The sequence below is a fragment of the Paraburkholderia sp. CI3 genome, assembly GCF_050436505.1.
In the GTDB taxonomy this organism is placed as follows: Bacteria; Pseudomonadota; Gammaproteobacteria; order Burkholderiales; family Burkholderiaceae; genus Paraburkholderia; species Paraburkholderia tuberum.
Window position 1 is genome coordinate 1,584,943 of the sequence record NZ_JBNDMI010000003.1, and the last position, 12,506, is coordinate 1,597,448.

General features: G+C 61.2%; 10 protein-coding genes. 5 read left to right on the forward strand and 5 right to left on the reverse strand.

Annotated features, from left to right (window positions below; all coding sequences use genetic code 11):
- Positions 1–203: 203 nt before the first annotated feature.
- Positions 204–3,152, reverse strand: a complete 2,949-nt coding sequence (locus tag OKW29_RS15945; RefSeq protein WP_429291715.1) for a bifunctional diguanylate cyclase/phosphodiesterase — start codon at positions 3,150–3,152, stop codon at positions 204–206.
- The gene (locus tag OKW29_RS15950; RefSeq protein ID WP_429292517.1) at positions 3,149–4,384 is read right to left on the reverse strand and encodes an ABC transporter substrate-binding protein; all 1,236 of its coding nucleotides are present in this window, start codon (positions 4,382–4,384) and stop codon (positions 3,149–3,151) included. The genes OKW29_RS15945 and OKW29_RS15950 overlap by 4 nt, the downstream gene beginning before the upstream one ends.
- Positions 4,385–5,043: 659 nt before the next feature.
- On the opposite strand from OKW29_RS15950, the gene OKW29_RS15955 reads away from it, so the two are divergent.
- The gene (locus OKW29_RS15955) at positions 5,044–5,358 is read left to right on the forward strand and encodes a DUF4148 domain-containing protein (protein ID WP_429291716.1); all 315 of its coding nucleotides are present in this window, start codon (positions 5,044–5,046) and stop codon (positions 5,356–5,358) included.
- 274 nt (positions 5,359–5,632) lie between these two features.
- On the opposite strand, the gene OKW29_RS15960 is transcribed toward OKW29_RS15955, so the two are convergent.
- Both OKW29_RS15960 and OKW29_RS15965 read right to left on the reverse strand, forming a co-directional pair.
- On the reverse strand, positions 5,633–5,881 hold the full coding sequence (locus OKW29_RS15960; protein ID WP_129961873.1) for a hypothetical protein: 249 nt from the start codon (positions 5,879–5,881) through the stop codon (positions 5,633–5,635).
- Positions 5,882–6,065: 184 nt separating this feature from the next.
- Complete coding sequence (locus OKW29_RS15965; protein WP_429291717.1) at positions 6,066–7,112, reverse strand: squalene/phytoene synthase family protein; 1,047 nt, start codon at positions 7,110–7,112, stop codon at positions 6,066–6,068.
- Between the two features lie 519 nt (positions 7,113–7,631).
- Here OKW29_RS15965 and OKW29_RS15970 point away from each other — a divergent pair.
- The 3 genes from OKW29_RS15970 (at position 7,632) to tehA (ending at position 10,727) form a co-directional block, all read left to right on the forward strand.
- Positions 7,632–9,167, forward strand: a complete 1,536-nt coding sequence (locus tag OKW29_RS15970) for an RAD55 family ATPase (RefSeq protein ID WP_429291718.1) — start codon at positions 7,632–7,634, stop codon at positions 9,165–9,167.
- A 6-nt stretch (positions 9,168–9,173) separates the two neighbouring features.
- Entirely contained in the window at positions 9,174–9,524 is a 351-nt protein-coding gene (locus OKW29_RS15975) for a response regulator (protein WP_184072869.1), read from the forward strand.
- A 180-nt stretch (positions 9,525–9,704) separates the two neighbouring features.
- Positions 9,705–10,727 carry a dicarboxylate transporter/tellurite-resistance protein TehA gene (gene tehA, locus OKW29_RS15980; RefSeq protein ID WP_429291719.1) on the forward strand — a complete coding sequence of 341 codons (1,023 nt, stop codon included), beginning with the start codon at positions 9,705–9,707 and terminating at the stop codon, positions 10,725–10,727.
- A gap of 65 nt (positions 10,728–10,792) precedes the next feature.
- Here the strand turns inward: tehA and OKW29_RS15985 are convergent, their stop codons facing one another.
- Positions 10,793–11,284, reverse strand: a complete 492-nt coding sequence (locus OKW29_RS15985) for a DUF4126 domain-containing protein (protein ID WP_429291720.1) — start codon at positions 11,282–11,284, stop codon at positions 10,793–10,795.
- Between the two features lie 340 nt (positions 11,285–11,624).
- On the opposite strand from OKW29_RS15985, the gene OKW29_RS15990 reads away from it, so the two are divergent.
- Positions 11,625–12,503 carry a LysR family transcriptional regulator gene (locus OKW29_RS15990; protein ID WP_184024562.1) on the forward strand — a complete coding sequence of 293 codons (879 nt, stop codon included), beginning with the start codon at positions 11,625–11,627 and terminating at the stop codon, positions 12,501–12,503.
- Positions 12,504–12,506: the final 3 nt, after the last annotated feature.

A 12,506-nucleotide genomic window follows, 5' to 3' on the forward strand; every position in this document is an offset into this window, starting at 1 on the left:
GCTGAACGATTCGATCGAACTATTGCATCGACCGGTTGAATCCGCCGGCCTTTGCGGCCGTTGGCGCCCCGTCCGATCGCAGCCTGTCCAATGGCTGCTCCCGAAAACTCGGAGGACTGAGGTCGAACTGTTCTCGACCGTTCGAGACTACCGTGACCGGGGCTCGTTTCTCGATACCTGGAATACACTCGTTCGGCGATAGCTCACGATTCGTCGCGCACCTCCTGGTGAGCCGCCTCCCTGGCTGTCGGCCACACCCGCTCCTCAAATTGATCAGACGGAACCGGCTCCGAATACAAAAAGCCTTGCGCAAAGTCACAACCCACGGCGGCGAGAAAATCACGTTGAACCGTCGTCTCGACCCCCTCGGCAATAACCTGCAATCCCAACTTGTGAGCGAGCATGACCATTGCTTCGCAGAGCGCCTGATTGCCGCCGTCGAAACCGAGGTTCTGTACGAATGAACGGTCGATCTTGAGATAATCGATGTCGAAGCGCTTCAGATAGGCTAAGGACGAGTAACCGGTCCCGAAGTCGTCGATCGAAATCCCGATTCCTGCCTCGCGGAAACTCAGCAACTTCTCGTTCAATTCGGCGTCCAGTAACAGCCCTTCGGTTATTTCAATTGCCACGCTCTGTCTAGGCATGCCTTGCCGAATGAGGTATTCCGACCATTGGATACACACCAGATTGTCCTGGCGAATCTGCACCGGCGAAATGTTGACACTGATCTGAAACGATGGATGGAATCGTCGGCGCCATTGACGCGCCTGGCGCACGGCCTGTTTGAACACCCAATCGCCGATCGGAACGATGAGCCCCGTGTCTTCGGCCAATGCGATGAAATCCAATGGACTGATCGTGCCGCGCACCGGGTGCAGCCAGCGAATTAGCGCTTCAGCTTTATAAATTTCGCCAGTCGCCAGATTGACGATAGGCTGGTAATAAACACGGAACTGTTCGGCTTGCAGGGCGGTACGTAGATCGCTCGTGAGACGCCGGCGCTTTTCTGCCGCCACTTGCAACTCGGGCGTAAAGTAGTGGAAACGGTTGCGCCCCGCGGCTTTGGCCGCGTACATGGCCTGGTCGGCATTCTTGAAGAGAACATCCAGTTCTGTCCCGTCGTCAGGGTAAAGCGTGACTCCGACACTCGCAGAAATGAACGCCTCGTCCGGACCAAGCTTGAAGGGTTGGGCCAGCGTGGCGATGATCGTCTTCGCGATCTGTTCGATGCTCCCGGTGTCGTCCAACTCGGGCAGAATCACCGTGAACTCGTCACCGCCAAGTCGAGCGACCGTGTCGAATTCACGCACACACGAGGTAATGCGCCTCGCGGCCTCGATCAGCAGGATGTCGCCCATATCGTGTCCGAGCGAGTCGTTGACCTCCTTGAAGCGGTCGAGATCGATCAGCATCAAGGCCATCGGCCGCCCGGAGCGATGGGACACGCCGGCTTCATGCTCGAGACGGACATGAAACATCTGGCGGTTCGGGAGATGGGTCAGCGCATCGTAATTAGCCTGTTTCCATATCGTTGCCTCGAATGCCATCCGGTCCGACAAATCACGACCGACCGCCAACACGGAGTTCACCTCGCCCGACGCGTCGATCTCTGGAGTGAGCCTGATATGGCTGCACTGTTCCTGTCCGTCCTTACTGAGCCATCTCAGTTCGAATTGGCGACTTTTCCCGGTTGTAATGGTTTCGCTGATCTTCTTCTCGTAAGCCAGCGCGTTAGCACCGCCCGGTATCTCTGAGGGCCGTTTGCCGAGCGATTCGCGAAGGCTGCGGGCCGCCGAGACACAGAAAGCCGGATTGGCGTAGGTGCGGCGCAGCTCCCGGTCGTAGCGCGTGATCGTGTCAGGTGAATTCTCGATCAACGTGCGCGACTCCTGCTCTTTGGCGACGAGCTCGGCCGTTCGCTCGATGACCGTCTGCTCCAGGGAAGCGTTGATCTCGTTGATCTTCTGGATCTTCTGCCCGATCGCCGCACTCATTCGTTCGAACCTGTGCGCCAATCTGCCCAATTCATCCTTTACGCCAATCTCACTGCGCGGGTCCACCGATGCCTCCGCCTCTGCGCCTGCATCGCTACCGGTGTCGTCCATCCTTCGCACCAGATCTTTGAGCGGTACAGAGATGCTGTGTGAAATGAAGTTGGCGAGGAAGATCGAAAGCAGAAACCCCGAAATGCCCACCAGTATGATCTGATCGCGTACGGACTGTGCCTCCGCCGTCAACTTCTTCTCCGGGATCGTACTGACCACATACCATTTTGTGCCGGCGATACCCGTGTATGCAGCGAGATATCGGTCGCCATTCTTGCCATGGAAGTCGACGAAGCCATTTGGCTCGCCGTGCGGATCGGCGTTTGTGATTCTTTCGAGCAGACCCGGTTCAGCCTTTCCGTCGGTGCTCATTGAAGAGCCGTCGGCACGAACAATCAGCTTGTCGCTGCTGGCGTCAAGTACATAGATCTCCGTTCCACTGCCCACGGCGACGTCATTGAAAATCGATGAGAAATACTCGGGGCGAATCACTAGAACCAGATTACCGATCTGCCGATTGTCGCTCTTGCCGATGATGGCGCGCACCATCCCGAGATCTTGCTGACCGGCCCCGTTGTCATAGCTGCCCCAGTAAGGCCGGCCATTTCGATCGGGAGCCTGCTGGACCAGATGCACCACACTCCGCGTCAATTGCGCGAACGCCTGGGTGTCCGTGATCCGGTTGTCCTTGTCGAGAAAATATTTCTGGTTGATGAAATCAACCGCGCCGTAGTGCTCCAGGAGAAGTCGCGTCAGATCCTGGCGAGCTTCGCTCTGCTCCTTTTCATTGCCGTGTGCGATGCGGGTCAGCGCGTCTTGAACCTGATCGGAGAGCACCAGAAGGCTGCTCTCCGTCTCGATCTGCTCCATCCGTAACGAGATGTTTTTGGATACCTGTTTGACTACCTCTTTGGAAAATATCTCCGCTTTGTGCTTGAACTCTGCTGTTGACTCCACATACGATATGTAGCTGGAGACAAGTATCGGTATCAGCGAAAGCAGGATAAACGCGGTTATCAGCCGGTAGCGAATTTCGACCCGGCGCAGCAGATCCAACGAGAAGTAGGCGAATGCGCTTCGCAGCCAGGCGATCAGTGGGCTCATTTGTAGTGCATCTTCGCTTCATTCTTAACAGACTCGTCCAGGAGTTTTGCAGCCTGCATTGGCGTGATTTTCCTGAACAGCACATCCTGTATCAATCGATGCAAGCGCTCGATGGAATTGGAGGGTAGAAACGAATAGTACGGGCTGCCGGTCACAGCATAGCGACTGACCATGTTTGTGTAGTCAACAATCTTCTGATCGCTCACCACCGTCCCCGGGAACTGCTTGAATGGGGAAATGTTCTGGCGCTTAGTCTGGAGGATGGAAAACCCCTGCCCAGCGACAAACTCGAGAAAACGCATTGCCGCGGCCTTGTTGGGCGTTTCCGACACCGCAAACCCGGTTTCGCTGCCGATCACGGGCACCACCTGCTCGCCTGGCGCGTTCCAAGGCGGGATGAGCACGCCAACTTCAAAGGGATTGCCGTGCAGCAACAGACCGGCTGCCCAGCTACCGTGAAAAGCCATCGCGACTTTGCCCTCCTTGAATAGCCGTATGCCATCATCGTAGCCTGTTGTCATGAACGATTCCTGTACGAAACCCCGTTCCGGCATCAGCCTGATCCTGGCGAAAATATCCGCTACCTGGGGGGTGTTCAAATCCAGCGTGCCATCGCTGATTTTGTCCTTCCAGTCTGGCTCGCGCGCAACCACATTGTTAGCAAAGCCTGAACTGAAGGGGCCGTTGCCGAGCATATTTGGGAAGCCGCCGTTCCACATTATTGGCGTATAGCCCGCACGTTTGAGCTGTTCGCAAACCGCCAGGAATTCGTTGAAATTGGTCGGCAGCTCCCTGATCCCCGCCTTCGCAAACATGTCCTGGTTGTAATAGATCAAAGTCGTAGCCATTCCCCCCGCTATTCCAAAGTGCCTGGATTGGCGACTGGTCCAGTCCTTTTTGAGAGGATCGAGCATGTTGTGCCAGGCGGATGTCTTGCTAACGTCGGCGAGGAGCCCTTGATCGGCCAGGTCGGCCGCGTAGGCATTCGGATTGATGCTCACCAGATCGGGCAAGTTGCCGGAGGCGATCCGCGGCTTGATATTTTCTTCCACCGAATTGCCAATCATGAACTGCACATCCACGTGTATGTCCGGATTCAGCTTGCTGAATTCGGCAGCAATCTGAAGCATTTCTTCCGGCCAGTCAGGAGCCCAGACCAAGGCGGTGATGGTGGTACTGGCCGGCCCGCTCGTGCTCGAAGAATCGTGGTCTCGCTGATGGCAACCGCACAACGAGAAAAGAATGAAACAGGCCAAGACCGACAGCAAGGAGCGGAACTCAGTTTGTCGCACGTGGGGTTCACTTTTTCAGGTTCGGCATGGATTGGGCGGCCCTCGGCAGAGGCTATGGGCGCATTCGATGGCAAACCGGTGAAACTTTCATCGCGGTCGAATCACTTGCGTAACCATGGCGGCGTCCCTGCAGCGGTAAGTTGTGACGAAGCCCGGCATGCCGCTGCGCATTTCATCACAAATCCTTCTCGCTGCCGGCCGATCTTTTGTCATCGACGACGCCTATCGATCGGCACCTGAATGTTTATAAAACAGGGCTGCCTGGAGCTCTTGACGGGTCGGCACTCACACGGCATATCGGCAACAGACGCAGATACTTTAACTAAAGGGAGCCCGAATCTCGCCGGCATGACGGGAAGTCGCCGATACGAGGGGAGCGGCTCAGACGTCACCGACCTCGCATAGTTTTCATTTCCTGTGGCACTGGACATGCGTCTACGCGTTAACCCTAAAGGTTCCGTCGCTTTATATCAATTTTCGCAACAAACATTACCTATCTCACGACTTACTCTGTCAAGTTCGCCAAATTACAATGCAATCACTGACTACGAACAAGCAAGTTCGCAGCAAGATAAAACTCTGAACTGGAGGTAAGTATCATGAAATCGCTGATTCAAGCCGTTGTCATCGCCGTCGCTGTCGCCGCTCCGGTCGCCGCGTTCGCGCAAGCCAACCAGCCCGCGACCCGCGCTCAAGTGCGCGCCGAGCTGATCCAACTGGAAAAGGCAGGCTATCAACCTGGTCACGCCGACCCGCACTACCCGGCTGACATCCAGGCTGCGCAAGCCCGCGTCGACGCGCAAAACGGCGTCGGTCAAGCCGCTACCGGCTTCGGTGGCGTGGTGAGCGGTACGTCGCAAACGAGCCATGCGGCTCCGACGAGTGGCCCGAAGTCGGTCTACTTCGGTCAGTAAGCGGTAGGTGGCAGGCGGTTCGTCAAGCGCAGCTGTGTGGCCACGAAGCCGTACGGCGAAACGAACCGCGAGCACTTCCAAATAGCGCGTCCTTGCGACGCGCACTCCGATTCAAATGAACTGGCCCGCGACTCGGGTATCTCCGAGCGCGGGCCAGTTCGTATGTGGTTACCTCCGTCATCGGGCTCCCGATGACTTCGCCCAGGCCTTCACGGTCTGGGCGCTTTTTCGCGACGCTCTGCGTGCGCCGCGATGAATTCTCAGTTGCCCGCGCTCAGTCGCGTGCGATCAGATTGCCGACCTGGCCGCGCCCGGTCACGAGGCAACTCGACAGGAAGCTCTCGCTCTGCGCGCTCGCGCCAGCGTCACCAAAGCCCTTTTTCAACGCATCCGATTTGACGAGCGCCGCGCCCTGGTGACACGTAATCGTGCCGACCTCGCCCGCCTGCGCACGCATCAACGCCCGATCCGCCATCAGATAGCCAAGCAAAAGCACCAACGCAATATTGAACGCTTGTCGCATGGGTCGTCTCCTTTTCGAAGAGACTAACGTGAAGCGCGAATGCAGTGGCCTGGGGCTTTCCCGATTGTTGAAGATTCAATGATCCAGAATAAATCGCGGCTGCTGCGGGCGATTCGTAGTGCATTGAAGCGATTCAGTTTTATTCGATGCGCGTGACTGTGCGCGCAACCGTAGGCGTTTACGCCTACAGCCGAGTTTCGATCCGCGCGATGCGGCTATTGATCGCATGGCGCACCAGCGCATTCGACGGCACCAGCAGCAGCGATGACGCGATGATCCGATACACGTCATGGCGCGTCACCTTCGACACTTTCGCCGGATCGAGCCACGCGTCGTTATCCGCGAGCAGCAGTAAGGTGTCGAGGCCGATGAGGATCGGCCACAGGCAGGCGAGCCGCAAGCGCACCGCGCTCACCGGAATCGCGAGCGTATAGTCGAGCGCCGCGCGGAAATGATCGAGCGTCTTGCTCAGCAGTTCGACGAGCAGCGGCCGCGCGCGCATCGAATTGGCCGGTTGCAGCAGATCGCGCGCGCTCAGACCGTGGCGCTCGAGCATGCTCTGCGGCAAATAGCAGCGGCCGATGCGCAAGTCCTTTCCGCAATCGCGCAGCACGTTGGTCATTTGCAATGCCTTGCCGAAACGCACGCCACGCTGCTTCATCGTGTCGGGCTGTTCTTTCAGCGTGCCCGGCATGTGCGCGTAAGTCATCGTGGTCCAGAACTCGCCGACGCAGCCCGCGACCAGATACGTATAGCGATCGAGTTCATCGTATTCGCGCAGCGCCGCGATCTGGCCGGAGCGTTCGTCGGGGAACGTGCGCAGATCGAATTCCATGCCCTCGGTCAGCGTCGTGACGATCGCGCGCACCGCGTGGCGGTCGGACTCGCTCAGTTGCGCGAGCACGTCGAGCGCGGGGCTCAACGATTCGAGCAGCAGCTTTTCATCCGACTGCGCCTGCTGACCCGCGACTTCCGCGGCGATGCGCTGGAACGGCGCGCTGTCGACGGCCACGCCATTGACCTGAGCGCGCAACGCGAGCAGCAATTCGAGGCGTTGGCCCGGCGCGATCAGCGAGGTGTCCGCAATCGTATCGGCCGCGCGCGCGAGCAGATATGCAAGGCCGATCGGATCGCGCATGCCGATGGGCAGCACGCGCAGCGTCAGATAGAAGGAGCGTGAAACGCCTTTCAGGAGCGGGCCGAGAAGAAAGGCCCGGGTCGGATTCGGCATGGGTTGGATCGGTTGGCAAATAGGCGGGTGAAAGCCCGCTGGGATCAGGCGCTGCCGAATTGTATACGGCGAGGCGCGTCACCCGGTACACCATGAACCAGCATCAGAAGCCGTCCGCCGAAGCCGGCGCCGCTCGCAGCCGTCGTTCGCAGCCGCCGTTCGAACCTGCACCTGACCTATCTGATCGGCAGCCTCGAGCGCAGCCTGCGGCGCCGTATGAGCGAAGCGCTCGCCTTTCCGTTTCATTGCATCGGTTTGCAAATTCGACCGGCCACCGCACTTCACTCCCCACTCATACCGCATGCACCGGGCTCCTCGCCGCCGGCCTTTTCGCCCTCTCACGCCGCCCTGTCGAGCACACGCCGTTCGCCAGGCACGCGTTGCCGGATAGACTCCCCGCATTTCACGCCGCGGGACACTGTCGCTCGCGATCGGGAATGGGGATTGCTGCCACAACGGGGTTGAGCACAGGACGGTTACGACCAGGCCGTCGCTTGCACTTTGAACGACACATCGACAATGACTACCGACGCATCCAACACGTCTCGCCCGTCCGACGCGGCGCGGCCTAACGCGGCCCGGCCTGACGCGGCCCGGCCTGACGCGGCGCGACGCAATGTCGAAACCGGCGTGCCCGGTTTCGACGAGATCCTCGGCGGCGGTCTGGTGAGCGGTGGCGTCTATCTACTGGAGGGGATGGCCGGCGCCGGCAAGACGATCCTGTCGAGCCAGATCGGTTTTCATCGGGTGCGGCAAGGCGAGAAAGTGCTGTACATGACGCTGATCGCCGAATCGCACGACAAGCTGCTCGGTCACCTGAAAGGCCTGAGCTTTTTCGACGAAGCCGCGGTCGCGCAGCAGATGCTGTTCGTGTCCGGCTATCACGAGCTGATGCAGGACGGACTCGACGGTTTCCTGAAGCTGATCGCGTCGAGCATCTACGACTACCGGCCGAGCCTGATGATCATCGACGGCTTTCGCAGCGCGCGCGAATTCAGCGAAACCGAGCTGTCGCTGTCGAAGTTCATCCACGAGCTGAACGCGCTGGTCGCCGCGATGGACTGCACGACACTGCTGCTCGCGCCGCTGTCGGGCAACGAGTCGCATCCCGAGCACACGCTGGTGGACGGTCTGATCGAGCTGAACCGCTATCACGACGGCATGCGGCGCGCGCGCGAAATCGAAGTGCACAAGATGCGCGCGCGCGATCATCTGATGGGCAAGCACTTCTTCCGCATCGCCGGCAGCGGCCTGCTGATGTTCCCGCGCCTCGAAGCGCAATGCGCGAAGCAAGCGGGCCCCGTCGATCTGAAAGCCCGGCTCGGCTTCGGCTTGCCGCATCTGGACAACCTGCTCGGCGGCGGCTTCGCGCAAGGCTCGACGACCACGCTGATCGGCCCGTCGGGCGTCGGCAAGACGCTGCTGTGCCTGCAGTTCCTCGCGGCCGGTCTCGCACGCGGCGAGCGTTGCGTGTATCTCGGCTTCTACGAGGGTCCGCAGAGACTCATCGGCAAGGCCGAAGCGGTGTCGATCGCGCTTGCCGATGCGTGGCAGGACGGTCGTCTGATGGTGCTTTGGCAGCCGGCGATCGAACTCGCGGTCGATGAAATCGCGTCGAAAGCGCTCGCCACCGTCAAGCAGACCGGCGCGACGCGCATCGTGATCGACGGCGTCGAGGGCTTTCGCGATTCGGCGTTGCGTACCGAGCGCTTCGGCCTGTTCCTGAACGCACTGCTGCATCAGTTGCGCGAAGCGGCCATCACGACGCTCGTCACGGAGGAGCTGCCGCTCTACAGCGATCCGGGTCACGCGAGGGCCGTGCGCGTGTCGGCGCTGACCGAAAACCTCGTGCTGCTGCGCTACGCCGAGACCGAAGGCGGACTGCGGCGCGTGATTTCGGTGGTGAAGCAACGCGAAAGCGCGCACGACACGTCACTGCGCGAACTGTCGATTTCGTCGCAAGGACTCGACGTGATCGACGGCTCGCCCGGCGCCGCGGGCATCCAATCGACGCCGGGCCTGTCGGTTACGCTGCAATCGCGGCGAAAAACCTAGCCGCTCATGAAAACCATTCTGGTGGTGGACGACGAGTTCGACATCCTCACGGTGTGGCGGCTGCTGCTGGAACGACACGGCTATGCGGTACGGACGGCGTCGAACGGCGCCGTCGCGCTCGAACTGGTCCGCTCGAGCCGGCCCGGTATCGTCGTGTCCGATTGCATGATGCCGGTCATGTCGGGCCTCCAGTTGTGCGCGGCGCTGTATGAGGACCCAGAGCTGCGCGACATTCCGATCATCCTGTGCAGTGCCGCATCGGACATTCCGGTGCAGCCGAATCCGCATATTGCCTACGCGCGCAAGCCGCTTTCGTTCGATCGGCTGCTGGCAATGCTGGTGCGCATGGGCGGTTGACGGTCGCCCTTCCTTCCCCCGTCTTCTCTGCCCCTTTCCCCCGCTAAAACACAGCTTGAGACGCTCGCGCCATTTGTCGAGCGTTTGCAGCGTTCTGCGATTCTCCGTGGCCTTTTACAGTAGGCCATCGATCGCGCATGGCCAGCAACCCGCAGCGCGACGCAACTTTCGGAGGTCGTCATGAACAGCAATCGTGGTGCGGTTCCCGCTAGCTTCCTGGGCATCGCGGTGGGCTCGTTGGCGCTGGCCAACCTGTGGCGCGTCGCAATCCGCCTGTGGCACTTGCCGGCCGTCGCCGGCAGCGTGGTGACGATCGCGGCGCTCGCCGTCTGGGTCATCATTCTGTCCGCCTACGCGCACAAGTGGTTCGCACGGACCGCCGACGCACGCGCCGAACTGGACCATCCGGTGCAGTCTTCGTTCGTCGCGCTCGCGCCGATCTCGACGCTGCTTGCCGCGCAACTGCTGCAGCCGTACGCGCATACCCTCGCGCTGACGCTGTACGGCATCGCGGCGATCGCGCAACTTGGGCTCGGCGTCTATCTACAGGGCAAGCTGTGGCAAGGCGGCCGCAAGCCCGAACTGACCACGCCGGCGATCTATCTGCCGACGGTCGGAGCGGGCTTCGTCGCGGCGGCGAGCTCGGCCGCATTCGGCTTCCATCAACTGGGCGAGCTGTTTTTCGGCGGCGGCATGCTGGCGTGGCTCGCGCTCGAATCGATGATCCTGCATCGCGCCGCCGTGCATGAACCGCTGCCCGAAGCGCTGCGCCCGACCCTCGGCGTGCAACTCGCGCCGCCAGTCGTCGGTGGTGTCGCGTATTTGAGCCTCACCAGCGGCACGCCCGATCTGTTCGCCTACGCGTTGCTCGGCTACGGTCTCTATCAGGCGCTGATGCTGCTGCGTTTGCTGCCGTGGATCCGCCAACAGGCATTCGTGCCCGGCTACTGGGCGTTCAGCTTCGGCGTAGCGGCGTTGCCGACGATGGCCCTGCGTCTCGTCGAACGCGGCGCGACGGGTCCGATCGAATTCGCGGCACCGGTTCTGTTCGTGGTGGCGAACGCGATCATCGCGATTCTGGTCGTGAAGACGCTTCAGCTGCTCGTGCAAGGCAAGCTGATGCCGCCCGTGGCGGCGAGTTCGACGGCGGCGGCGCCGGTCACGCAAGTCACGACGGCCGCGCGGATCGCCCGGGTTCGATAAGCTGCGGGCAGCGACCGAACGCGGTGGCGACGCGCAAAGCGTCCCGCCGCGTTGTCGCGTTTGTGTCAGAACCCGTGCAACGACACGACGATCAACGCAGCCGCGACGATCGCGACCATGTCCTCGATCAACGCTGCGGGCGCATCGCGCCCGAACATGCTGGCGAGCGAACTGCGCACCTTCGCGCCGCCGAGCGTGCCGATCACCGCGCCTACCGCGCCGACCACCGCGCCTACCACCCCGACGATCATGCCGCCCGCCAGGCCGCCATGCGCGCCGCTAATCGCCGCGCCGCTCAGCGCACCGAGCACGATTCGCGCGCCGAACTGCAGCGGCACCTTGCGGCTCGGCGTTTCGGGCAATTGATCCGTGATCAGTTCGATGACCGCCAGCACGGTGAAGATATACGGCGTGGCCGCGAAGCCGAGGAAGGCAAGCGACGTGCCTTGCAGCGGCAGCCATCCCAGACGCGCGGCCCAGCTGACGGCGGTGGGGGCGATCATCGAGCGAAGGCCGGCGACGACGCCAATCAGCAAGGCCAGAACATACACGGACATAGCGGACTCCCGATCGAGGGCAATGATGCAAGGTTGCACGAGCCGACGGCTTACCTGGACGAACGTCGGCAGAACATGTCGAGCATTCCATCTGGACAGTCAACTTCTCACCACCTACATCGAGGCAATCCGTGGCGGCCGTTCACCGTTGCTCACAATTGCCGGCTCTTCATTGCCGACTCGCCACCGCGCGTCTGGCGCGGCGCCGCGCATGCGATGGCCCCCGTCGATGTGGCCCTAGTGTCGCACAATTCGACTGGCGAATAACAGACAGGGAGTCGGCGAAGTGGGCCGATGGTGATAAGTTAGCCCACTCACAAGAAAATCTTGTATCTGCACCATGAGACCGTATCTTCCGCTGAACGCGCTGCGCGCGTTCGAATCGTCCGCGCGGCATCTGAGCTTCACGCGCGCGGCGCAAGAGCTGAACGTGACCCAAGCCGCGGTCAGCCAGCAGGTGCGCTCGCTGGAGGAGCGGCTCGGCACCGCGCTATTCAAGCGTTTGCCGCGCGGCCTCGCGATGACCGACGAAGGGCTCGCGCTGCGCCCCGTGCTGTCCGACGCGTTCGATCGTATCGAGGCAGTGCTCAAGCAGTTCGACGGCGGGCATTTTCACGAGGTGCTGACGGTCGGTGTGGTCGGCACGTTCGCGGTCGGCTGGCTGATGCCGCGCCTGAAGTCGTTTCGCGACGCGCATCCGTTCGTCGAGCTGCGGCTGCTGACCAATAACAACCTCGTCGACCTCGCGACCGAGGGCCTCGATTTCGCGATCCGTTTCGGCGACGGCACGTGGCCCGGCTCGCTCGCCACCAAACTGCTCGACGCGCCGCTCGCGCTGCTCTGCACGCCCGAGATCGCCGCGCGCCTCGCACGGCCCGACGATCTCGCCAACGAAACGCTGCTGCGCTCGTACCGCATGGACGACTGGATGAACTGGTTCGCGGCCGCGGGCATCGCGCCGCGGCCGGTGCGCGGACCGGTGTTCGATTCGTCGCGGTTGATGGTGGAAGCGGCGATACAGGGCGCGGGCATCGCGCTCGTGCCTGCGTTGATGTTCGAACGGGAGATCAATACCGGGCGTCTGGTGCGCCCGTTCGACGTCGAGGTCAAGGCGGGCAGTTACTGGCTGACCTGCCTGAAGGGCAAGCCGATGACGCCGGCGATGTTGCTGTTCAGTCAGTGGCTCGCCAAGGAAGCGGCCACGGCGGGTCACGCATGAAGT

Excerpts from the sequence above, each read along its gene's own strand:
- OKW29_RS15945 (WP_429291715.1), bottom strand. The coding sequence starts at position 3,152 with ATGAGCCCACTGATCGCCTGGCTGCGAAGCGCATTCGCCTACTTCTCG.
- OKW29_RS15955 (WP_429291716.1), top strand. The coding sequence starts at position 5,044 with ATGAAATCGCTGATTCAAGCCGTTGTCATCGCCGTCGCTGTCGCCGCT.
- OKW29_RS15960 (WP_129961873.1), bottom strand. The coding sequence starts at position 5,881 with ATGCGACAAGCGTTCAATATTGCGTTGGTGCTTTTGCTTGGCTATCTG.
- OKW29_RS15965 (WP_429291717.1), bottom strand. The coding sequence starts at position 7,112 with ATGCCGAATCCGACCCGGGCCTTTCTTCTCGGCCCGCTCCTGAAAGGC.
- OKW29_RS15970 (WP_429291718.1), top strand. The coding sequence starts at position 7,632 with ATGACTACCGACGCATCCAACACGTCTCGCCCGTCCGACGCGGCGCGG.
- OKW29_RS15975 (WP_184072869.1), top strand. The coding sequence starts at position 9,174 with ATGAAAACCATTCTGGTGGTGGACGACGAGTTCGACATCCTCACGGTG.
- tehA (WP_429291719.1), top strand. The coding sequence starts at position 9,705 with ATGAACAGCAATCGTGGTGCGGTTCCCGCTAGCTTCCTGGGCATCGCG.
- OKW29_RS15985 (WP_429291720.1), bottom strand. The coding sequence starts at position 11,284 with ATGTCCGTGTATGTTCTGGCCTTGCTGATTGGCGTCGTCGCCGGCCTT.
- OKW29_RS15990 (WP_184024562.1), top strand. The coding sequence starts at position 11,625 with ATGAGACCGTATCTTCCGCTGAACGCGCTGCGCGCGTTCGAATCGTCC.